Origin of the sequence: Streptomyces sp. (assembly GCF_036566765.1) — a bacterium.
Classification (GTDB): domain Bacteria; phylum Actinomycetota; class Actinomycetes; order Streptomycetales; family Streptomycetaceae; genus Streptomyces.
The window spans coordinates 1-20,162 of record NZ_DATCVQ010000639.1; the positions used below are offsets into that span (position 1 = coordinate 1).

22 protein-coding genes are annotated in these 20,162 nt (G+C 71.2%); 14 read left to right on the plus strand and 8 right to left on the minus strand.

The window, feature by feature from the left end; all coding sequences use genetic code 11:
* The first annotated feature begins 293 nt into the window (after positions 1 to 293).
* Positions 294 to 1,487, plus strand: a complete 1,194-nt coding sequence (locus tag VIU94_RS37065) for an RtcB family protein (protein WP_331918691.1) — start codon at positions 294 to 296, stop codon at positions 1,485 to 1,487.
* Positions 1,488 to 1,549: 62 nt separating this feature from the next.
* Here the strand turns inward: VIU94_RS37065 and VIU94_RS37070 are convergent, their stop codons facing one another.
* Positions 1,550 to 2,314 (minus strand): SDR family NAD(P)-dependent oxidoreductase, encoded by a 765-nt coding sequence (locus tag VIU94_RS37070; protein ID WP_331918693.1) that lies wholly within the window; start codon positions 2,312 to 2,314, stop codon positions 1,550 to 1,552.
* A gap of 99 nt (positions 2,315 to 2,413) precedes the next feature.
* Between VIU94_RS37070 and VIU94_RS37075 the strand changes: the two genes are divergently transcribed.
* Positions 2,414 to 2,884 carry a hypothetical protein gene (locus VIU94_RS37075; RefSeq protein WP_331918695.1) on the plus strand — a complete coding sequence of 157 codons (471 nt, stop codon included), beginning with the start codon at positions 2,414 to 2,416 and terminating at the stop codon, positions 2,882 to 2,884.
* Here VIU94_RS37075 and VIU94_RS37080 read toward each other — a convergent pair.
* Positions 2,881 to 4,308, minus strand: coding sequence for an FAD-dependent monooxygenase (locus VIU94_RS37080; RefSeq protein WP_331918697.1), 1,428 nt, complete (start codon positions 4,306 to 4,308; stop codon positions 2,881 to 2,883). The two genes, VIU94_RS37075 and VIU94_RS37080, sit on opposite strands and share 4 nt — an antisense overlap.
* Positions 4,309 to 4,453: 145 nt before the next feature.
* On the opposite strand from VIU94_RS37080, the gene VIU94_RS37085 reads away from it, so the two are divergent.
* Both VIU94_RS37085 and VIU94_RS37090 read left to right on the plus strand, forming a co-directional pair.
* A complete protein-coding gene (locus tag VIU94_RS37085) occupies positions 4,454 to 5,017 on the plus strand; it encodes a TetR/AcrR family transcriptional regulator (protein WP_331918699.1) in 564 nt (187 codons plus the stop codon).
* Between the two features lie 71 nt (positions 5,018 to 5,088).
* Entirely contained in the window at positions 5,089 to 5,616 is a 528-nt protein-coding gene (locus VIU94_RS37090) for a MarR family winged helix-turn-helix transcriptional regulator (RefSeq protein WP_331918701.1), read from the plus strand.
* Between the two features lie 8 nt (positions 5,617 to 5,624).
* On the opposite strand, the gene VIU94_RS37095 is transcribed toward VIU94_RS37090, so the two are convergent.
* Both VIU94_RS37095 and VIU94_RS37100 read right to left on the minus strand, forming a co-directional pair.
* Positions 5,625 to 6,359: a Mut7-C RNAse domain-containing protein gene (locus tag VIU94_RS37095; protein ID WP_331918703.1), complete on the minus strand. Its 735-nt coding sequence runs from the start codon at positions 6,357 to 6,359 to the stop codon at positions 5,625 to 5,627.
* A 115-nt stretch (positions 6,360 to 6,474) separates the two neighbouring features.
* Positions 6,475 to 7,329, minus strand: a complete 855-nt coding sequence (locus VIU94_RS37100; RefSeq protein ID WP_331918705.1) for an NmrA family NAD(P)-binding protein — start codon at positions 7,327 to 7,329, stop codon at positions 6,475 to 6,477.
* 160 nt (positions 7,330 to 7,489) lie between these two features.
* Here VIU94_RS37100 and VIU94_RS37105 point away from each other — a divergent pair, with 160 nt between their 5' ends.
* Positions 7,490 to 7,969 carry a GNAT family N-acetyltransferase gene (locus tag VIU94_RS37105; protein WP_331918706.1) on the plus strand — a complete coding sequence of 160 codons (480 nt, stop codon included), beginning with the start codon at positions 7,490 to 7,492 and terminating at the stop codon, positions 7,967 to 7,969.
* A gap of 43 nt (positions 7,970 to 8,012) precedes the next feature.
* On the opposite strand, the gene VIU94_RS37110 is transcribed toward VIU94_RS37105, so the two are convergent.
* Positions 8,013 to 8,873 (minus strand): DUF6597 domain-containing transcriptional factor, encoded by an 861-nt coding sequence (locus VIU94_RS37110; RefSeq protein WP_331918708.1) that lies wholly within the window; start codon positions 8,871 to 8,873, stop codon positions 8,013 to 8,015.
* Between the two features lie 79 nt (positions 8,874 to 8,952).
* Here VIU94_RS37110 and VIU94_RS37115 point away from each other — a divergent pair, with 79 nt between their 5' ends.
* Positions 8,953 to 9,546 carry a TIGR03086 family metal-binding protein gene (locus tag VIU94_RS37115; RefSeq protein ID WP_331918710.1) on the plus strand — a complete coding sequence of 198 codons (594 nt, stop codon included), beginning with the start codon at positions 8,953 to 8,955 and terminating at the stop codon, positions 9,544 to 9,546.
* A 121-nt stretch (positions 9,547 to 9,667) separates the two neighbouring features.
* On the opposite strand, the gene VIU94_RS37120 is transcribed toward VIU94_RS37115, so the two are convergent.
* The gene (locus VIU94_RS37120) at positions 9,668 to 9,892 is read right to left on the minus strand and encodes a hypothetical protein (protein ID WP_331918712.1); all 225 of its coding nucleotides are present in this window, start codon (positions 9,890 to 9,892) and stop codon (positions 9,668 to 9,670) included.
* A gap of 256 nt (positions 9,893 to 10,148) precedes the next feature.
* Between VIU94_RS37120 and VIU94_RS37125 the strand changes: the two genes are divergently transcribed.
* Positions 10,149 to 10,973: an ABC transporter substrate-binding protein gene (locus tag VIU94_RS37125; protein WP_331918713.1), complete on the plus strand. Its 825-nt coding sequence runs from the start codon at positions 10,149 to 10,151 to the stop codon at positions 10,971 to 10,973.
* A gap of 212 nt (positions 10,974 to 11,185) precedes the next feature.
* Here the strand turns inward: VIU94_RS37125 and VIU94_RS37130 are convergent, their stop codons facing one another.
* On the minus strand, positions 11,186 to 11,611 hold the full coding sequence (locus VIU94_RS37130) for a MerR family transcriptional regulator (RefSeq protein WP_331918714.1): 426 nt from the start codon (positions 11,609 to 11,611) through the stop codon (positions 11,186 to 11,188).
* Positions 11,612 to 11,727: 116 nt separating this feature from the next.
* Positions 11,728 to 12,285: a hypothetical protein gene (locus tag VIU94_RS37135; RefSeq protein ID WP_331918715.1), complete on the minus strand. Its 558-nt coding sequence runs from the start codon at positions 12,283 to 12,285 to the stop codon at positions 11,728 to 11,730.
* Positions 12,286 to 12,577: 292 nt separating this feature from the next.
* Here VIU94_RS37135 and hemL point away from each other — a divergent pair, with 292 nt between their 5' ends.
* From hemL to ccsA, 7 genes are all read left to right on the plus strand, one after another.
* The gene (hemL, locus tag VIU94_RS37140; RefSeq protein WP_331918717.1) at positions 12,578 to 13,885 is read left to right on the plus strand and encodes a glutamate-1-semialdehyde 2,1-aminomutase; all 1,308 of its coding nucleotides are present in this window, start codon (positions 12,578 to 12,580) and stop codon (positions 13,883 to 13,885) included.
* Positions 13,882 to 14,565, plus strand: coding sequence for a histidine phosphatase family protein (locus VIU94_RS37145; RefSeq protein WP_331918719.1), 684 nt, complete (start codon positions 13,882 to 13,884; stop codon positions 14,563 to 14,565). The genes hemL and VIU94_RS37145 overlap by 4 nt, the downstream gene beginning before the upstream one ends.
* A gap of 162 nt (positions 14,566 to 14,727) precedes the next feature.
* Entirely contained in the window at positions 14,728 to 15,972 is a 1,245-nt protein-coding gene (locus VIU94_RS37150; protein ID WP_331918721.1) for a polysaccharide deacetylase family protein, read from the plus strand.
* Between the two features lie 133 nt (positions 15,973 to 16,105).
* Positions 16,106 to 16,711: a TlpA family protein disulfide reductase gene (locus tag VIU94_RS37155; RefSeq protein WP_331918723.1), complete on the plus strand. Its 606-nt coding sequence runs from the start codon at positions 16,106 to 16,108 to the stop codon at positions 16,709 to 16,711.
* A 52-nt stretch (positions 16,712 to 16,763) separates the two neighbouring features.
* The gene (locus tag VIU94_RS37160; RefSeq protein ID WP_331918729.1) at positions 16,764 to 17,528 is read left to right on the plus strand and encodes a cytochrome c biogenesis CcdA family protein; all 765 of its coding nucleotides are present in this window, start codon (positions 16,764 to 16,766) and stop codon (positions 17,526 to 17,528) included.
* A 4-nt stretch (positions 17,529 to 17,532) separates the two neighbouring features.
* Positions 17,533 to 19,245: a cytochrome c biogenesis protein ResB gene (resB, locus tag VIU94_RS37165; RefSeq protein ID WP_331918725.1), complete on the plus strand. Its 1,713-nt coding sequence runs from the start codon at positions 17,533 to 17,535 to the stop codon at positions 19,243 to 19,245.
* Positions 19,242 to 20,162 (plus strand): cytochrome c biogenesis protein CcsA (ccsA, locus tag VIU94_RS37170; protein ID WP_331918727.1); only part of this gene is annotated, 921 nt, incomplete at its 3' end. The genes resB and ccsA, both read left to right, overlap by 4 nt.

Genomic DNA, 20,162 nt, shown 5'->3' on the forward strand with positions numbered 1-20,162 from the left:
CAGCCGGCGAGGCCGGCGCCGAGCGCGGTGACGACGGCGGCGGCGAGGGCGGCCGTGGTGAGCGCCGCGCGGGGGCGGGCGGGGCGGGCTGTGCGGCCCGGGTCGTACGCCTTTCGCTGCACGAGCGCAGGCTCCCTTCTCCCGTGACTCCCGAAAACGGTTTGCCGCCCCGACAGGGCCGGTGGACACAATGTCTATCGCACGCGCAGCCGTTGATGCCGGTCCGTCGTCACTTGTACGGATCTTGATGCCGGTTTTTGCGTTTTCTGTCGTTCTGGGGGAATCGGGGAAGTATGTCGTACGTAGAGGTGCCGGGCGCGAAGGTGCCCATCCGAATGTGGACGGATCCCTCCTCGGTCGAGGACGGGGCCATGCGGCAGCTCCAGAACGTGGCGACGCTGCCCTGGATCCAGGGCCTGGCCGTGATGCCGGACGTGCATTTCGGCAAGGGTGCGACGGTCGGCTCGGTGATCGCGATGCGCGGGGCGGTCTGTCCGGCGGCGGTCGGTGTGGACATCGGCTGCGGCATGTCGGCCGTGAAGACCTCCCTGACGGCGAACGACCTCCCGGGCGACCTCTCCCGCCTCCGCTCGAAGATCGAACAGGCCATCCCGGTCGGCCGAGGCATGCACCGAGACCCGGTGGACCCGGGCCGCCTGCACGGCTTCGCGACGTCGGGATGGGCCGACTTCTGGGGGCGGTTCGACGGGGTCGCGGAATCGGTCAGATTCCGTCACGACCGTGCCGAAAAGCAGATGGGAACGCTCGGAGGCGGAAATCACTTCTGTGAAGTTTGTATCGATTCCGACGGTTCTGTGTGGTTGATGCTTCACTCCGGCTCGCGCAACATCGGCAAGGAGCTGGCCGAGTACCACATCGGCCAGGCGCAGAAGCTGCCGCACAACCAGGGCCTGATCGACCGCGATCTGGCGGTGTTCGTCGCGGACACCCCGCAGATGGCGGCGTATCGGCACGATCTCTTCTGGGCGCAGGAGTACGCGAAGTACAACCGCGCGATCATGATGACGCTCTTCCAGGACGTGATCCGCCGGGAGTTCAAGAAGGCGAAGGTGACCTTCGACCCGGTGATCTCCTGCCACCACAACTATGTGGCGGAGGAGCGGTACGAGGGCATGGACCTGCTGGTCACCCGCAAGGGCGCGATCCGCGCGGGCTCCGGCGAATTCGGGATCATCCCGGGCTCGATGGGCACCGGCTCGTACATCGTGAAGGGCCTGGGCAACGAGGCCGCGTTCAACTCGGCCTCGCACGGCGCGGGCCGGCGGATGAGCCGCAGCGCGGCGAAGCGGCGCTACTCGACGAAGGACCTGGAGGACCAGACGCGGGGAGTGGAGTGCCGCAAGGACTCCGGCGTCGTGGACGAGATCCCGGGTGCGTACAAGCCGATCGAGAAGGTCATGGAGCAGCAGCGGGACCTGGTCGAGGTCGTCGCGAAGCTGAAGCAGGTCATCTGCGTGAAGGGCTGAGACCCGGATCGCCGGAGCAGGGGCCGCCCCGTGGGGCGGCCCTTCCCCGTTTCCGGGGCGGCTCAGAGCTCGCGGTGGACCTTCGTGTTGGAGGCCTGGGCTCGGGGGCGGACGACCAGGAGGTCGATGTTGACGTGGGGCGGGCGGGTGACCGACCAGGTGATGGTGTCGGCCACGTCGTCGGCGCTGAGGGGTTCGGCCACTCCGGCGTAGACCTTGGCGGCCTTCTCGGTGTCGCCGCGGAAGCGGGTGGTGGCGAACTCCTCGGTCTTGACCATGCCGGGGGCGATCTCGATGACGCGGACCGGGGTGCCGACGATCTCCAGGCGGAGCGTCTCGGCGAGGACGCGGGCGCCGTTCTTGGCGGCGACGTAGCCGGCGCCGCCCTCGTAGGTGGCGTGGCCGGCGGTGGAGCCGACCACGACCACTGTTCCGTCGCCGCTCGCGGTGAGGGCGGGGAGGAGGGCCTGGGTGAGGTTGAGGGTGCCGATGACGTTGGTCTCGTACATCTGGCGCCAGTCGTCGGGGTCGGCAGTGGCGACGGGCTCGGCGCCCAGGGCGCCGCCGGCGTTGTTGACGAGGACGGCGATGGTGCGGAAGGCCGTGGCGAAGGCGTCGACGGCGGCGCGGTCGGTGACGTCGAGGGCGTAGGCGGTGGCCTGGTGGCCGGCCTCGTTGATCTCGGCGGCGAGAGCCTCGATGCGGTCCTTGCGGCGGGCGGTGAGGACGACGCGGTAGCCGGCGGCGGCGAGTCGGCGGGCGGTGGCGGCGCCGATGCCGCTGCTCGCTCCGGTGACGACGGCGATTCTGTTACCGGCGGCGGTCATGCGTGGCTCCTCGCGCGTGTGGTCGATGCCAGGCCAGGATAGACGCGCCGGACTGACGAGTAATCAGAACATATGCGTCTGAATCGGTATCTTCGCTTCATGACTGTGTTGCGCAAAGCTCTGCCGGCCGTGGTTCTGGCTGCGGCGACGGTGCTCGTTGCGGGCGGCGGCGCTCGTGCGATCGCCCCGGAGGCGGACGTGGCCCACCACGGTCATGTCACGCTCTGGCAGGGGCGGGTCGGTGTCTGGCTGGTGAGCGAGAACCATGGTCCTTCCTCTCTTCCGGGTGTGACGGTGCGGTTGACGTTCTCCGCTCCGCCGGCGGCGGGGCAGGAGCTGCCGGCCGCATGTCTGTGGGGCGGTGACCGGGTGGTGCTGTGCGGGACCGGGCCGCTGCGGGCTTCGGGCGCCGTACGCGAGCTGACGCTGGAGCTTCGGACGGTCGGTGAGCCGCAGGAGCTGACCGTCACGGTCGACACGGCCTGGAACGGCGGCGCGACCGACCGGAACCCGAGGAACCATCAGCACGAGGTGCTCGTCCCGGCGACGGGCGATCCCGCCGTGTTCTAGCCGCGGGCCGGTGTCCTGCTCTCCCAGTACACGTAGCCGTCGGGGCGGACCAGCATCGCGGTGCGGCGGGCCGGGTCGGCCCAGGCGGCGGTGACCACCGCGCCGGGCGCCTTCGGCGCGGCGGGCGCGTCGCCGTCTCTCGGGGTGACGAGGACGAACGAGCCGTCGCGGAGCAGTTCGTAGAGCCGGCCGCGGTCGAGTGCCGCGTCGGGGGCGCGGTGGCCTCCGGTGCGGTGGGCGGCGGGCCCGGTTCCGTACGCGATGCCGAGGCCGCTGATCATGCCCATGGCCTTGTCGGAGGCCGGGCGGAGGGTGTTGAGCGCGGCGGTGAGCAGGGTGCGGGCGGCGCGCTGCAGGGGGGTGTGGGCCATGGCGAGTCGGACGATGGCACCGCTGCTGCGCAGGACGTTCGCGGCGACGGGGTGCCGTTCGCCCTGGTAGCTGTCGAGGAGGGCCTCGGGGTCGGGGACGTCGCTGCGGAGGACGGAGACGAGCTTCCAGGAGAGGTTGGCGGCGTCCTGGAGGCCGGTGTTCATCCCCTGACCGCCGGCGGGGGAGTGGACGTGTGCGGCGTCGCCGGCGAGGAACACGCGGCCGACACGGTACGAGGGGGCCTGGCGCTCGTCGCTGTGGAAGCGGGAGATCCAGCGGGCGTCGTGCATGCCGTAGTCGGTGCCGAGGGCGAGGCGGGCGATCTCGCGGACCTCGTCGAGGTCGACGGGCTCGCTGTCGGGGACCTGGCGGGTGCGGTTCCAGCCCATGACGCGGTACCAGCCGTCGCCGAACGGGGCGATGAAGGCGAAGGCGTCGCCGACGCCGTTGACGGTCAGCAGCCCTTCCGGCTCTTCGGCGAGGCGGACGTCGGCCAGGACGATGGAGCGGATGACGGAGACGCCGGGGAACGGGAGCCCGAGCGCGGTGCGCACGGCGCTGCGGACGCCGTCGGCGCCGACGAGGTAGCGGGCGGTCAGGGTGGTGGGCCGGCCGTCGGGGTCGGTGAGCTCGGCGGTGACCGTGTCGGCGTCCTGGCGCAGTGCGCGCAGCTCGGTGGAGTGCCGGAAGTCCACGCCGGCGGCCTCTGCGCGGCGCTCCAGGAGGTGCTCGACCTCGTACTGGGGGGTGATGAGGAGATACGGGTAGCGGGAGGCGAGCCGCCCGAGGTCGAGGGAGAGGCGGCGGAAGAGTCGCAGTCCGGTGAGCGGGGTGCCGGTCTTCACGAGCTCGTCGGCGAGGCCGCGGGCGTCGAGGAGTTCGAGGGTGCGGGCGTGGACGCCGAAGGCCCGGGTCATGTTGCTGATGCCGTGCGGGCGGCGCTCTACGAGGGTGACCCGCAGGCCTGCGGCGGCGAGGTCGCCGGCGAGCAGGAGGCCGGTGGGGCCCGAGCCCACGACCAGGACGTCCGTGTCGGTCTTCGTCTGATTCACGACTGCCTCCCCGGGAGGCCGACCGCTGTCGGTCGGCTTTGGTGTGCCAACGATTGTTGGTCAACGGTTGTTGGTCAACGCTTGTTGGCAACTGTAGACCCGGCCGGATTGGTGCGTCAACACCCGTTGGCCTACAGTCGTTGGCATGACGACCGCACCACGCCGTTCCGACGCCACCCGCGCCGCGATCCTGGAGGCCGCCCGCGAGCGTTTCGCCGCCGACGGCTACGAGCGCGCCACCATTCGGGCCATCGCCCGCGACGCCGGGATCGACCCGTCGATGGTCATGCGCTACTTCGGCAACAAGGAGGGGCTGTTCGCGGCCGCCTCCGCCTTCGACCTGCGGCTGCCCGAAGTGGGCGCACTCCCCGCACGGCACATCGGCGCCGTCCTCGTGACCCACTTCCTCGACCGCTGGGAGCGGGACGAGGTGCTCACCGCGCTGCTGCGCGTCGGCGTCACCAACGCGGCGGGTGCGGAGCGCATGCAGGCGATCTTCAAGGAGCAGCTGGGCCCGATCGCGGCCGGCGTCTGCCCGGACCCGGCCCAGGCCCCGGCCCGCGCCGCGCTCGCCGCCTCGCAGATCCTGGGCATGGCGCTCGCCCGCTACGTCCTGCGTCTGCCGCCCGCCGCGGCGATGTCCCGCGAGGAGGTCGTCGCCTGGCTGGGGCCGACGGTGCAGCGGTATCTGACGGCGGAGGCGCCGTAGGCGGCGCTACGGCGCGCACCGCCCGGGGCGCGTACCGCCGGGCGGCGGTCTCTGCCTCGTACACTTTCTGCATGCCGCAGAAGAATTCCGCCCGGCGCGGTGCGCTCATGACCGAGCTGTACGAGGAGTCGCGTCGCTACATGGCGTCGTACGCGCTCTTCAACCAGGCCGTCGCCGACCACCTGCGGCTGCATCCGACGGACGTGCAGTGCCTCAACCTGCTCAGCCTGGAGAGCGAGCCGGTCACGATCGGCCGGGTCGCCGAGCTGACCGGGCTCACCACCGGCTCAGCGACGCGGCTCGTCGACCGGCTGGAACGGGCCGGCTATGTGGCGCGCGAGCGCGACGCCGAGGACCGCCGCCGGGTGCTCGTGGCGACCGTGCCCGAGCGGATGGCGGAGATCGGCGCGCTGTGGGGCCGGCTCAACCGGGTCTGGGGCACGATGTTCGACGGTTACAGCAACGCCGAAGTCGCGCTGCTCATCGCCCACATGAAGCGGACGGTGGAGCTCAGCTCCGCCCAGATCGAGCGGCTGCGCGACGGCAGCATCGACGACGAGCCCGCCACCTCGGACGCGGGGGAGTCGGGCGGCCGCTAGGGCCTCCGTCAGGCTGCCGCGCCGCCGAATTCGCGCATCGCCTCGGAGACGATCTCGTCCAGGCGGGCGTGGTGGGCGCCCCGCCAGTACACCCGCTCGCACTCCGTGCACTGGGCGAAGACGTCGTACGAGCGCTCCGTTCCCTGCTCCAGCTGCTCGCGCACCGCGTCCTTGTCGGCCTCGGTCAGCGGCCCGTTGCACGCGGTGCACCGGGACCACGGCGCGAGCCGGGGCGCGAACCGCTCCAGGACGTCGCGCAGCTGCTCGTCGGGCCGGTCGCTGTAGATGTACGCGCCCGCCCACAGCTCGCGGCGGCGCAGCAGGCCGCGGTCCCGGGAGAGCATGACGCGCTGCTCCTTGGCAGAGAGCGTCGCGAGCGCCGGGTCGCCGATGTCCTCGCTCTCGTACGCCGCGTCCACGCCGAGCAGCCGCAACCGCCGGGCAAGCGTGCCGAGATGGACGTCCAGCAGGAACCGGAGCGGCGCGCCGGGCACCTGCTGCGGTCGGGCCACCCCCTCCACCTCGACGGTCTCGCCGGCGGTCGGGATGTGGGAGACCTCGACCTCGCGGCCGTCCACCACCAGCCGCCCGGCCTCGGTGAGCGGCACGCCCAGCGACTCGACGACATGGCCGAGCGTGGACGCGCCGTCGGTGGCCACGCTCGTGCGCCCCGAGCGGCGCTCGGACGCGACGAACAGGCGCAGTTCGGGGGCGAAGCTGATGAGGATCTCCGGTCCGTTCACGAGGACAGGATGTCACCGGCGCGGCGGGCGGGGCCAGGCAATTCGGCCCGTGCGAGCCCGCCTGTGCGCCCGCCCGTGCGTCAGGCCGCGCGGCCCATGCGGCTCCCCCCGTGCGTCAGGCGGCGCGGAACGCGTCCGCGTGGTCGCCCGCCCAGTCGGCGAAGGTGCGGCCCGGGCGGCCGGTCAGCTCCTCCACCGTGCGGGTCGTCGGCACCGGCTTGCCGTCGTGGCGCGCCCAATAGGACAGCAGGGCGTCCGCGCACGCGGCCGGTATGTACGGCGCGACCGAGGCCTTCCAGTCCTCCGGGGAGACGGCGCGCGCCTCTATGGCACGGCCCGTCACCTTCGCGAGCACGGCCAGCTGTTCGGTGAAGTCCAGCGACTCGGGGCCGGTCAGCAGGTAGGAGGAGCCACGGAGTCGCGGCTCAGTGAGGACGGCGAACGCCGCCTCGGCGACGTCCCGTTCGTGGATCGGGTCGGCGTGCGAGCCGGGGTAGGGCAGGTCCACCACGCCCGTCGACCGGATCGCGTGGGACCACCCCAGGGCGTTCGTCGCGAACGCGCCGGGCTGGAGGTGGGTCGCCTCGAAGGAGCCGTCGGCCGCGGCCTTCTCCAGGGCGCGCTCGACGGCCAGATGGGAGGCGGCGATCGGGTTGGTCGCGGCGTCGGGCGCCAGGACGGAGCTGGAGGAGAGCAGGACGACGTGCTCCACGCCGGCGGCGCGGGCCCGGTCCGCGAAGGCGTCGATGTGCGCGGCCTCGGCGTACAGGAAGACGGAGTCGACGCCGGCGAGGGCGGTGTCGAAGGTCTCCGGGTCCCCGAGGTCGCAGCGCACGGCCTCGACGCCGGGCGGCGGCGACAGGTCTCCGGGGCTCTTCGAGGCTGCTCGCGCCTCGATTCCGGCGGCGTTCAAGAGGCCGAGCAGGGTGGAGCCGACGCGGCCGCGGCTACCGGTGACGAGAACAGTCATGGTGACACCATGTCCCTTCGTGAAGAAGAATCTGCGTGACGCAGATAAATATCCGCAAGGGAGAACTGCCCGTCAAGCTGATTTCGTAAACCGGCCGCCGACGGGGGCGTGCGTCCGCCCGTCGCCGAAGGCGCGTTCTGCCCTGAGGTACCGTCCCCGCATGAAGATCACCGACACGAAGATCGTCGACACGAAGATCGTCGACCTCGAGCCCGGCGACGCGCGCCTCACCGGCGATCTCCTGCCCGTCCTGCGCGAACTCCGCCCGCATCTCACCGAAGAGCTCTTCCGCGAGGTGTGCGCGCACGGCCACGCCCAGGGGCTGCGGTTCACCGCCGCGTACGACGCGGACGGCACGTGCGTCGGTGCGGCCGGCTGGCGGATCGTCGACAACACCAGCGCGATCCGGAAGCTGTACGTCGACGACCTCGTCACCGCCGCGAACGCCCGCTCCACCGGCGTCGGCCACCGCCTCCTCGCGCACCTGGAGGAGCACGCCCGCGCCACCGGCTGCTACGAGCTCAACCTCGACTCCGGCACCCACCGCACCGGCGCGCACCGCTTCTACCTGCGGGAACGTTTCGACATCGCGGCGTTCCACTTCGTGAAAGAGCTTCGGGAGCTCCCCGCGAGCGACTGACCGCCGCCGCCGCCGTCGCCGTCGCCGTCCCCGCCGGCATCGTTCAGAGCGCGCGGGCGTACGCGGCCGGCGGCACGCCCACCGTCGCCGTGAAGTCCCGTACGAGATGGGCCTGATCGCTGTAGCCGAGTTCGGCGGCGAGCGCGGCCCAGTCCGGTTCGCCCGTCCGGTCCGCCTCCGCGCGCTCCAGGGCCTCGTGGATGCGGTAGCGCAGGACGACCCACTTCGGGGCGACCCCGACGTACGCGGCGAACAGGCGCTGCAGTGAGCGGACGGACAGGCCGGCGCGGTCGGCCAGTTCGGAGACCCGGCGGACGGGGTGGCCGCCGCCCGTGCGGATCAGGTCGACGAGTTCCATCGCCCGGTCCGCGGCGGGGTCGATTTCGAGAGTCGTGTCCGTCCCGCCCACCCTGCCCCGGGACAGCAGGAACGCGTCCAGTGCCGCCACTCGCCCCGCGTCCGTCGCCGGGTCGAGCACCGCGTCCACGCGGGCCGCTTCCGCCTCGGCCCCGGCACCCGTCCCGAGCGGGAACGCCTCCGCCAGCGGGGCGCGCCGGCCCGTCCACGCCGCGACCGGGTGCTCGGGAGCGAACGGGCGGAAGCCGCCCGGGCGGAACTGGACCCCGCAGACCCGTCCGACGCCGGTCAGTTTCATTTCGAACAGTTCCAGGCCGATTCCGGACACCTCCGCCGTCGACGCGTCCCCGTAGCGCTGGAAGACCACGTTCACGGAGGGGTGCGGGACGACATGAGTGACGTACGGATCTTCCAGGTCCCAGTCGATCAGCCAGTAGTGCTCCACGTACCGGCGGAGCTGTGGCGCGGCCGGGTCGTGCCGACGGAACCGTACGCGCGTGAACAGCCCTTCTGCGTCGACGATCCCCCGGGTGTCCTTGCGCGGCATGGCCCGATGCTAGGCGCTGTGCGACGACGTGTCGCGTTTGTTCAAGACCTGCGCGGGAGCGGCGACCTACGGTCGGGGCATGACTGAGAGCACGAACCGGAACCGGATCAGCGACCTGCTCGACTCGGCCGCGGCGCACGCCGTGCCCGTGCTGCGCGGGATCGGGAGTGACGAGAAGCTGCTCGGGGCGCCGACGCCGTGCGCGGAGTACGACGTACGGGCGCTGGTGAACCACCTGTTCCACGTGGTGGTGCAGTTCCAGGAGCTGGCGGCCAAGCGGGAACCGGACTTCTCCGTCTCGCCCGACTACGTCGCGGAGGGCGACGCCTGGGCGGATCGCTTCGAGGCGGAGACCCGGAAGCTGGTCGCGGCGTGGGCGGAGCCGGGGGCGGAGGAGGGCACGTCGGGGTCGATGGGGCTGCCGGCGCGGACGCTCGGCGCGATGGTGCTGCTGGACCTGACCGTGCACGCGTGGGACCTGGCCCGGGCGACCGGGCGGCCCTTCGAACCGGAGCCGGCGGTGGTGGACGGGCTCGCGCCGGTGGTCGAGACGATGGGGCCGATGGCGCGCGAGAGGGAGGTCTTCGGGGACGAGGTCGCTGTGGCGGAGAGCGCCACGCCGTTCGAACGGCTGCTCGCGGCTACGGGGCGGGACGCGGGGGCTTGGGCGTAGGAGTGCCTGGGCTTGGGCGCGTCCTGGGCTTGGGCGCGTCCTGGGTTCAGGCGTTGCCTGGGCATAGGCCTCACCCCGCCGTGGCCTCGGCGGGGTTCGCCTGTCTTACCGCCAGCCTGTTCTACCGCCTCGCCCCGAAGGTCCAGCGGGAGACGACCTCGTCGAAGGCCTCTTCCTCGGCCGGGGTGAGGGGGACGGACTCCTGCGGGTGCCAGACGCGGTCCAGCGGTTGCGCGGGGCCCGTGCGGCGCGGGCGTGCGGCGCGTCGTCTCAGCACTGCCCAGACCGCCGCCGACACGGCGAGCAGGCCCAGCGGGCCGATCAGGGTGCGAAGTGGCGCTGACATGGCGGCTCCCGGGCGCGAGGGCGATTTCTGTTGCTTCCTCCCGGCCCTGTCAGTTAACACCCGAACAGGGGTCTTGCGGCAGGGGGTACCGGTCCGTCCACCGCCCTCTTGTGCGGGTCGTGGCCCCGTCCCAAGGTGGCGGGGTAGCGGGTTTCCGGCCGGGAGGGAGAGCGGCGGCATGGGTGCGGACGCGGGCAGGGACGGTTCTGGCGACAGGAGCGGCGCGGGCGGGTGGGGGTTCACCGACGACAGGGGCGTGGCGTTACGCCTGCCCCGCCGGCCGCGGCGGGTGGTGGCGTACGTACGGGCCGGGGCGGCGCTGCTCGACCTCGGCGTCGTGCCGGTCGCGGTGTACGGCTCCGGCCACGACGGTTCCGGGCTCGACCCCGTCAAGGCGGGGGAGCTCGCGGCGGCCGGGGTGCCGTACCTCGGGCCGGGGCGGCTGCTCACGGGGGACCCCGGCGGGGCGCTGGGCGGGGTGCGGCCGGATCTCGTGGTGGACGTGACGTACGACGGGAAGAGCGGGTACGCGCTGGACGAGGCGGTCGTGGAGCGGCTGGGCGTGCCGCTGGTCGCGCTGTCGGTGGGGGCCGATCTCGCGCTGGCGGGGATTCTTGAGCGGTTCGGGCAGCTGGCGGAGGTGCTGCGGGGGGAGGCCGGGGGGCACGGGGACTCCTCCGCCGTGTCGGCCGCGGAGGCGGAGGTCGCGGCGGCGGCCGGCGCGCCCGCTGTACTGGCGCTGTCCGGGGCCGGGCCGGAGCAGGTGCACCTGGCTCGGCCGCAGGCGTGGCCCGAGCTTGCGCGGCTGCGGGAGCTGGGGGTGCGGCTTGTCGAGCCGGGGTCGGGGGCGGGGACGGGGTGGCTCACTACGGGGTGGGAGCGGGCGGCGGAGCTGGAGCCGTCGGTGGTGCTGGTCGACAGCCGGGCGAATGCGGTGCGGGTGGAGTCGTCGGAGCACCCGGCCGCGTGGCGGGCAGTGGCGGAGCGGGCCCGGCTCGTCCCATGGAACCCCGAGACTCCGCCCAGCCCTGCGGCCTTCGCCCGGTTCTTCCGCGAGGTCGCGGCGGCGCTGCGGGGCTGACGCTGCTGGAGCGTCGAGGCGCCCGGGGCGTGGGTCAGGGCGCGACGGGGTGCGGGTGCCGCGAGGGACGTTCCGGGGGTCGCATTCGGGACTGCATGATCTACGGCGCGTTCGGGCCCCGTGTGAGGTGGGCGTGTCCTGCGCGCCACAAATCACGCTCTACGTCCCGAAAGCGACCCCTCCACGTCCCCTGCTCCCGTCCGTCGTCGGCGTCACCGGGCGTAGGCCGTCGATTCCGCTCGCCGCAGTCGGGTCCTCAGCGAGTTCGCGAACTCCTCCGCCCGGGCCAGCCCCGCGCGGAGTTCCTCCATGCGGGATTCCGCGGCCTGTTCGTAGTGGCGGACTCGGGCGATGAGGCGGGAGCGGTCGTGGGCGGGGAGGTCGGGGTCGGATTCGGCGGCTTCGAGGCGGTCGACGGCGGCCAGGAGGTCGCGGGTCTCGTCGAGGGTGAAGCCGAGCGGTCTCATCCGGCGGATGACCATCAGGCGGGCCACGTCCGCGTCTGTGTACAGCGGGAATCCGCCCTGCGTGCGCGCGGACGGGATGACCAGCCCGGCGTCCTCGTAGGAGCGGATCGTGCGCAGCGGAAGGTCCGTCCTCACTGCGACCTCGCCGATCTGCAGGTGTTCACCGGCCACGGTTCCCGTCCTCTCCCCATGCCTAGCCCGATGCGTCACCCTTTACTTTAGGGATGTTTGTCCTAATTTCGGGTGATGTGGGGTAGTGGCGTCGGAAAGTTGCTCAGAGAGCTGGGTCAGGGCCAGACCAGGCAGTACGGCTGGTGTCCCGCTTCGTGGAGGCGGACCGAGAAGTCCTGCCATTCGTGGAGCAGCTGGTAGACGTTGAACGCGTCGCGCGGGCCGCCGCGGTCGGGGACCGTGGACCAGATGAAGGCAGCCGCGCCGACCGACTCCTCGCCGATGCCGCGCAGCGGGTCGACGACCGTCATGGGGAGCTTCACCACGGCGTAGTCGGGGTGGAGGACGACCAGCTCCAGCGGGGGGACCTTGTGCAGGGGCATGCCCTGGATGCCCGTGAGTACCATCGCGGCTATCGTCTCGGGCTTGATCTTGGTGAACATCCCGCCCATGCCGAGCTCGTCCCCACCGAGCTCCTCGGGGCGCATCGAGATCGGGACGCGGGCCGCCGTCGCCCCGTCGGGCGCGCCGAAGTACTTGTACGTCACCCCCAAGCTGCCGCTCCTGTTCGCCGCCGGTTCGTCCGTCTCCCGTCGGCGCCGGTGCTTGCCCCGCCGCGCAGGCTCCGGGCCCAGGCCGTCCGTCCCCTCGCCCAGTCCGCCACCGCGATGCATATCTCCACCCGACTGCCTTTAGCAGGCAACACGACCCCGCCGCGCAACCCGATCATCGTGCCAGTGACCTCCCCCACCCGCGTGCGGTGAAACACCTGTTCCGCAAGAACGTCCGGGCCTCTGACACCATGGTTTCCGTGAGCCATCCCTATGACGTCCCAGTTTCGCAGACGCGGCGCGCAGACGCCCCGTGGTAATTCGGGGAGTATTCGGTGGCTCACGCCGCCGATCCCGGTAGTACGTCAGCCGTAGTTCGTCAGCCGTCTTTCCTTACTCGCAGGTCAGGACCACAGTGCCGTATTCATACGAAGCCCCAGTCTCACAGACGCTTTTCGACCGCGCGTCCCGCGTGACGCCCGGCGGCGTGAACTCACCGGTCCGCGCCTTCCGGGCCGTGGGCGGCACGCCCCGGTTCATGGTGTCCGGAACCGGCCCGTACCTCACCGACGCGGACGGTCGCGAGTACGTCGACCTGGTCTGCTCGTGGGGGCCGATGATCCTGGGCCACGCGCACCCCGAGGTGGTCGCCGCGGTCCAGGCCGCCGTCGCCCGCGGCACCTCGTTCGGCACGCCCGGCCAGGGCGAGGTCGAGCTCGGCGAGGAGATCGTCGCTCGCATCGAGCCCGTCGAGCAGGTTCGGCTGGTTTCCAGCGGTACCGAGGCCACCATGTCGGCCATCCGGCTGGCCCGCGGGTTCACCGGGCGCGCCAAGGTGATCAAGTTCGCCGGCTGCTACCACGGCCACGTGGACGCGCTGCTGGCCGCCGCCGGCTCCGGTCTGGCCACCTTCGCGCTGCCCGACACGCCCGGCGTGACCGGCGCGCAGGCCGGCGACACGATCGTCCTGCCGTACAACGACCTGGAGGCCGTCCGGGCCGCGTTCGCCGCGCACCCCGGCGAGATCGCCTGCGTCATCACCGAGGCCTCCCCGGGCAACATGGGCGTCGTCCCGCCGCTGCCCGGGTTCAACCAGGGGCTGGCGGACGTGTGCCGGGAGAACGGGGCGCTCTACATCTCCGACGAGGTGATGACCGGGTTCCGGACGTCCAAGGCCGGTTGGTACGGGGTCGACGGCGTGAAGCCCGACCTGATGACCTTCGGCAAGGTCATGGGCGGCGGCTTCCCGGCCGCGGCCTTCGGCGGCCGCGCCGACGTCATGGGGCACCTCGCCCCGGCCGGGCCGGTCTACCAGGCCGGCACCCTCTCCGGTAACCCGGTCGCCACCGCCGCCGGCCTTGCGCAGCTGCGGCTGCTCGACGAGGCCGCGTACGAGAAGGTGGACGCGGTGTCCGAGGAGATCCAGGGGCTGGTGACCGGCGCGCTCGCCAAGGAGGGCGTGGCGCACCGGCTGCAGACCGCGTCCAACATGTTCTCGGTCTTCTTCACCGCCGACGAGGTGCGGAACTACGACGACGCGAAGAAGCAGGAGGCCTTCCGCTTCAACGCCTTCTTCCACTCCATGCTGGCGAACGGCGTGTACCTGCCGCCGTCCGCCTTCGAGTCCTGGTTCGTCTCCACCGCGCACGACGAGCGCGCCGTGGAGCGGATCGCGGCCGCGCTGCCCGCCGCCGCCCGTGCCGCCGCGGAGGCCACCGCATGAGCGAGAGCGCCGAGATCACCGTCGTACACCTCATGCGCCACGGCGAGGTGCACAACCCGGACGGCGTGCTCTACGGCCGCCGGGCCGGGTACCACCTGTCCGAGCTGGGCCGGGAGATGGCCGACCGGGTCGCCGAGCACCTGGCCGGCCGCGACATCACCCATGTCGTCGCCTCGCCGCTGGAGCGCGCGCAGGAGACCGCCGCGCCGATCGCCAAGTCGCACGGGCTGACCCTGGACACCGACGAGCGGCTGATCGAGGCGGGGAACGTCTTCGAGGGCAAGACCTTCGGCGTCGGCGACGGCGCGCTGCGCAAGCCGGGCAACTGGAAGCACCTCACCAACCCGTTCCGGCCGTCCTGGGGCGAGCCGTACGTCGAGCAGGTCGTCCGGATGATGGGCGCGCTGGACGCGGCGAAGGACGCGGCCCGCGGTCACGAGGCGGTCTGCGTCAGCCACCAGCTGCCGATCTGGATCGTGCGCAGCTTCGTGGAGAAGCGCAGGCTGTGGCACGACCCGCGGCGCCGGCAGTGCACGCTGGCCTCGCTGACCTCGTTCACGTACCAGGGCGACAAGATCGTCTCGGTCGGCTACAGCGAGCCCGCCCGGGATCTCGTCCCCGCTCATCTCCTGGCAGGTGCAAAACCTGTGAAGGGAAAGGCAAAAGCGTTCGGGGCGTAACCCTCCTGGTGGATGATCAGGGCGATCGGATGGCGTGAAAGTCATCTGGTCGCCCTGAAATTTTTGCGCTAATGGCCGGAACCGACGTGTTCCTCCCTGCATCTCACTCATTGTCGGTTTGAATGACCTTTCAGGTCATATACGGGTGTGGATGGGGACGCGATGAGCGGGATCAGTCGTAGGGGCCTGTTGGGGGCGGGGGTTGGCGCCGCCGCTGCGTTCGGGATCGCCGGGTGCGACGTCAACGGCTCCGACAAGAAAGGGCGTTCCGGTCCGGGCAAGGGCGGCGATCAGGGGTCGAGCACTCCCAGTCCGTCCGCCCCGCAGGCCAAGCTCATCGGCGACGGCTCCACCGCCGACACCGGGCCGCAGCCCCACCAGCCCGCCAAGCCGGTCCCGCTGGAGCCCGGTCAGACGCCCCCGCAGTTCGTGATCTTCTCCTGGGACGGGGCGGGCGAGGTCGGCAACGGACTGTTCCCGCGCTTCCTGGAGCTCGCGAAGAACCACGACGCCGCGATGACCTTCTTCCTCTCCGGCATCTACCTGCTGCCCGAGTCGAAGAAGAGCCTCTACCGCCCGCCGAACAACCGCATCGGCGCCTCCGACATCGGCTACCTCACCGACGCCCACATCAAGGACACCCTCAAGAACGTCCGCCAGGCCTGGCTCGACGGTCACGAGATCGGCACCCACTTCAACGGCCACTTCTGCGGCGGCTCCGGCTCGGTCGGCAACTGGACCCCCGCCCAGTGGCAGAACGAGATCAACCAGGCTGTCTCGTTCGTCACCGAGTGGAAGACCAACAGCGGCTGGACCGACCTCGACCCGCTGCCCTTCGACTACAGCAAGGAGCTCGTCGGCGGCCGCACCCCCTGCCTCCTCGGCCAGGACAACCTGCTGCCCACCGCCAAGCGGCTCGGCTGGCGGTACGACGCCAGCTCGCCCGGCGGCCGCCAGATGTGGCCCACCAAGCGCCAGGGCATCTGGGACCTTCCGCTGCAGGCCGTGCCGTTCCCCGGGCACTCCTTCGAGGTGCTGTCGATGGACTACAACATCCTCGCCAACCAGTCGAAGAACACCACCCGCGGCATGCCCTCGCGCTACCCGGGCTGGCGGCAGCAGGCCACGGAGGCGCTCATCGGCGGCTTCGACCGCGCCTACGAGTCCAACCGGGCGCCGTTCTTCGTCGGCAACCACTTCGAGCAGTGGAACGGCGGGATCTACATGGACGCCGTCGAGGCCGCGATCAAGAAGATGGCCGGCAAGAAGGACGTCCGACTCGTCTCCTTCCGCCAGTTCACCGACTGGCTCGACGTGCAGGACCCGAAGATCCTGGCCAAGCTGCGCACGCTGGAGGTCGGACAGTCCCCGGCCGGTGGGTGGAATTCCTTCCTGAAGGCCGTGTGATGCCTTCCTCAGGGCCGCCGCACCCTCCACGACAAGCCCCCGACGCGCCCGCTTAAGCACCCTTGACAAGGGTCTTTCCGGGCACGTAGGGGGGTGCCCAAGATCCGCGAAACGCCCATGCGAAACTTTTCACATGAGCTACAGCCGTGCCCCTCGACGCACCCTGCTCGCCGTCGGAACCCTGGCGGCCGCACTCGCGCTCTCGGCCTGCACCTCGGACTCCAACGGCAAGTCCGGAGGCGGCGGCGACACCAACTTCGTGACGGACACGGGCGGTGTCGACACCGTCGCCAAGGGGCAGCGCAAGGCCCCGAACACGATCAAGGGCGAGACCCTCGACGGCAAGCAGCTCGACGTCGCCGACCTCAAGGGCAAGGTCGTCGTCCTCAACGTCTGGGGCTCCTGGTGCCCGCCCTGCCGCGCCGAGGCCAAGCACTTCGCCAAGGTCTCCAAGGAGCTGAAGGCCAAGGGCGTGGAGTTCGTCGGGATCAACACCCGCGACGCGGACAAGGGCCCCGCCCTCCTCTTCGAGGAGGACTACGGCGTCACGTACCCCAGCCTGTACGACCCCGAGGGCCGGCTCATCCTCAACGGCTTCCCCAAGGGCACGCTGATCCCGCAGGCCATCCCGTCCACCGTCGTCCTCGACCGGGACGGCAAGATCGCGGCCCGCTCGCTCATGGCGCTCTCCGAAGAGCGACTCCGCTCGATGATCGACCCGATCGTCGCGGAGAAGTGACCTCGTGACGAGCCTCGTGACGATCCCCGCGACCGCCGCCGCGTCGACCCCCGTGCTCGACCTGGCCGCCGAGCTCGGCCGCAACGAGACGGTCTACAGCGGAGCGCTCCTGCTCGCGCTGCCCATCGCCGTCCTCGGCGGCCTGGTCTCCTTCTTCTCGCCCTGCGTGCTGCCGCTCGTCCCCGGCTACCTCAGTTACGTGACCGGGGTCAGCGGCACCGACCTCGCCGACGCCCGGCGCGGCCGGATGGCCGCCGGGGCCTCGCTCTTCGTGCTCGGCTTCACCGTGGTGTTCGTCTCCGGCGGCGCGCTCTTCGGCTTCTTCGGCTCCACGCTGCTCCGCTACCGGGAGACCGTGTCCCAGGTGCTCGGCGTGCTGATGATCGTCATGGGCGTCCTGTTCATGGGGTTGCTGCCCTGGATCACCCAGCGCGAGTTCCGCTTCCACAAGCGGCCGGCCACGGGGCTCGTCGGCGCGCCGCTGCTCGGCGCGCTGTTCGGCATCGGCTGGGCCCCGTGCATCGGCCCGACCCTCGCCTCGGTCAACGCGCTCGCCACGCAGGAGGCCAGTGCGGGGCGGGGCGCGATACTGACCGTCGCGTACTGTCTCGGCCTCGGCCTGCCCTTCATCCTCGCCGCGATCGCCTTCCGCAAGGCCCTCGGCGCGTTCGGGTGGGTCAAGCGGCACTACGTGTGGGTGATGCGGATCGGCGGGGTCATGATGATCGCGACCGGTCTGCTGCTTCTCACAGGAGCGTGGGACAGCATCGTCCAGTCCATGCAGACCTGGACCAACGGCTTCACGGTGGGGATCTAGTTCCATGAGCAAGACGGACGCGACGGACGCGACAGACGCGACGGAGCCGACAGAGGCGACCGAGCCGACGGAGCAACAGGACCTCGGCGAGGCCGGGGCGCAGCTGTCCACCGCCCCCAAGGAGGACACGGCCGTCGGCGGCCCGACCCTCGGCGTCGTCGGCTGGGCGCGCTGGTTCTGGCGGCAGCTCACCTCGATGCGGGTCGCCCTGATCCTGCTGTTCATGCTGTCGCTGGGCGCGGTCCCCGGCTCGCTGATCCCGCAGACCAGCGCGGACGAGCTGAAGGTGGCCCAGTTCAAGGCGGCCCACCCGACGCTGTCGCCGATCTACGACAAGCTGCAGCTCTTCGACGTCTACAGCTCGGTGTGGTTCTCCGCGATCTACATCCTGCTCTTCGTCTCGCTCATCGGCTGCATCGTGCCGCGCACCTGGCAGTTCGTCGGCCAGCTCCGCGGCCGCCCGCCGGGCGCGCCGCGCCGGCTGACGCGGCTGCCCGCGTACACCACCTGGCGCACCGAGGCCGAGCCCGACCAGGTCCGCGAGGCCGCGCTCGAGCTGCTGAAGAGCCGCCGGTTCCGGGCCCACGGGGTCGGCGACGCCGTCGCCGCCGAGAAGGGCTATCTGCGCGAGGTCGGCAACCTGCTCTTCCACATCGCGCTGATCGTGATGCTGACCGCCTTCGCCTGGGGCCAGCTGCTGAAGTCCGAGGGCGGCAAGCTGATCGTCGAGGGCGGCGGCTTCTCCAACACGCTCACCCAGTACGACGACTTCAAGTCCGGGTCCTGGTTCGGCACCGAGGAGCTGGAGCCGTTCGGCTTCACGCTCGACTCGTTCACCGGCACGTACGAGAAGGCCGGCCCGCAGCGCGGCACGCCGCGCACCTTCGAGGCGGCGGTCAGCTACCGGGAGTCCGGCGGCTCCGACAAGAAGGCGGTCATCCGGGTCAACGAGCCGCTGAAGGTGGGCGACTCGAAGGTCTATCTGATCTCCCACGGCTACGCGCCCGTCGTCACGATCAAGGACGGCAGGGGCAAGGAGATCTTCAAGGGCGCCGTGCCGTTGCTGCCGATCGACAACAACGTCACCTCCACCGGCGCGATCAAGGTGATGGACGGCTACCGGGACAAGAAGGGCGCGAAGAAGCAGCTCGGCTTCCAGGCGTTCTTCGTGCCGACGTTCGCGGGCGCGGGCAAGGGCAACATGTTCTCCCAGTTCCCGGCGCTCGACTTCCCGGTGATGGCGCTGACCGGCTTCGTCGGCGACCTGGGCGTCGACAGCGGCCTGCCGCAGAACGTGTACCAGCTGGACAAGTCCTCGATGAAGCAGTTCACGGACAAGGACGGCGGCAAGCTCGCCGAGCGGCTGCTGCCGGGCGAGACCATGACGCTGCCCGACGGCGCCGGCTCGATCACCTTCGAGAAGGAGATCAAGGAGTGGGCCAGCTTCTCGGTCACCCAGCAGCCGGGCGACGGCCTCGCGCTGGCCGGCGCGCTGGCCGCGATCGCGGGCCTGTCGGCCTCACTGTTCATACAGCGGCGCCGGGTCTGGGTCCGGGCCGTACGGGGGGACGACGGCATCACCGTCGTCGAGATGGCGGGCCTTGGCCGGAGCGAGTCCGCCAAGCTCCCCGAGGAGCTGGCCGATCTCGCGGCCACGCTCCACGCGAAGGCGCCGACCGCGCCCGAACCTGCTGAGGCAGAAAGGCCTGAGAAGTGAATCTCGCCGCCGCCACGAACGAGAGCCTGGCGCAGATGAGCAACACGCTCATCTACTCCTCGATGGCCGTCTACACCCTGGCCTTTCTCGCGCACATCGCCGAGTGGGTGCTCGGCAGCCGCAGCAAGGTCGGCCGCACCGCCGCCGCGCTGACCCAGCGGGCGGGGGCCGCTCCGGCGGTCACCGTGCAGGTCAGGGGCGGGGGCACTGCCGTCCTCGACAAGCCGAAGGTCGTCACCCGCTCCGCCGCCGGCGCGCGGGACGTCCCGGACGGCCCCGGTGCGGCCGGCGGCACGGTCAAGGGCGACCTGTACGGCCGGATCGCCGTCTCGCTCACCACGCTGGCGTTCCTGGTCGAGGCGGGCGGCGTGCTCACCCGCGCGCTGTCCGTGCAGCGGGCCCCCTGGGGCAACATGTACGAGTTCTCCATCACCTTCTCCACGGTGGCGGTGGGCGCGTACCTCGGCTTCCTGCTCGCCCGGAAGAACGTCCGCTGGATGGGGCTGCTGCTGGTCACCACGGTCCTCCTCGACCTCGGCATCGCCACCACCTGGCTCTACACCGACAGCGACCAACTGGTCCCGGCCCTGCACTCGTACTGGCTGTGGATCCATGTCTCCACCGCGATCTTCTGCGGCGCGGTCTTCTACCTGGGCGCGGTCGGCACCCTCCTCTACCTGTTCCGCGACAGCTACGAGAACAAGCTGGCGAACGGCGGCAACCCGAGCTCCTTCGCCCGGTCCGTCCTGGAGCGGCTGCCCGCGGCCGCCTCGCTGGACAAGTTCTCGTACCACATCAACGCCGCGGTCTTCCCGCTGTGGACCTTCACGATCATCGCGGGCGCGATCTGGGCGGGCGACGCCTGGGGCCGCTACTGGGGCTGGGACCCCAAGGAGGTCTGGTCCTTCATCACCTGG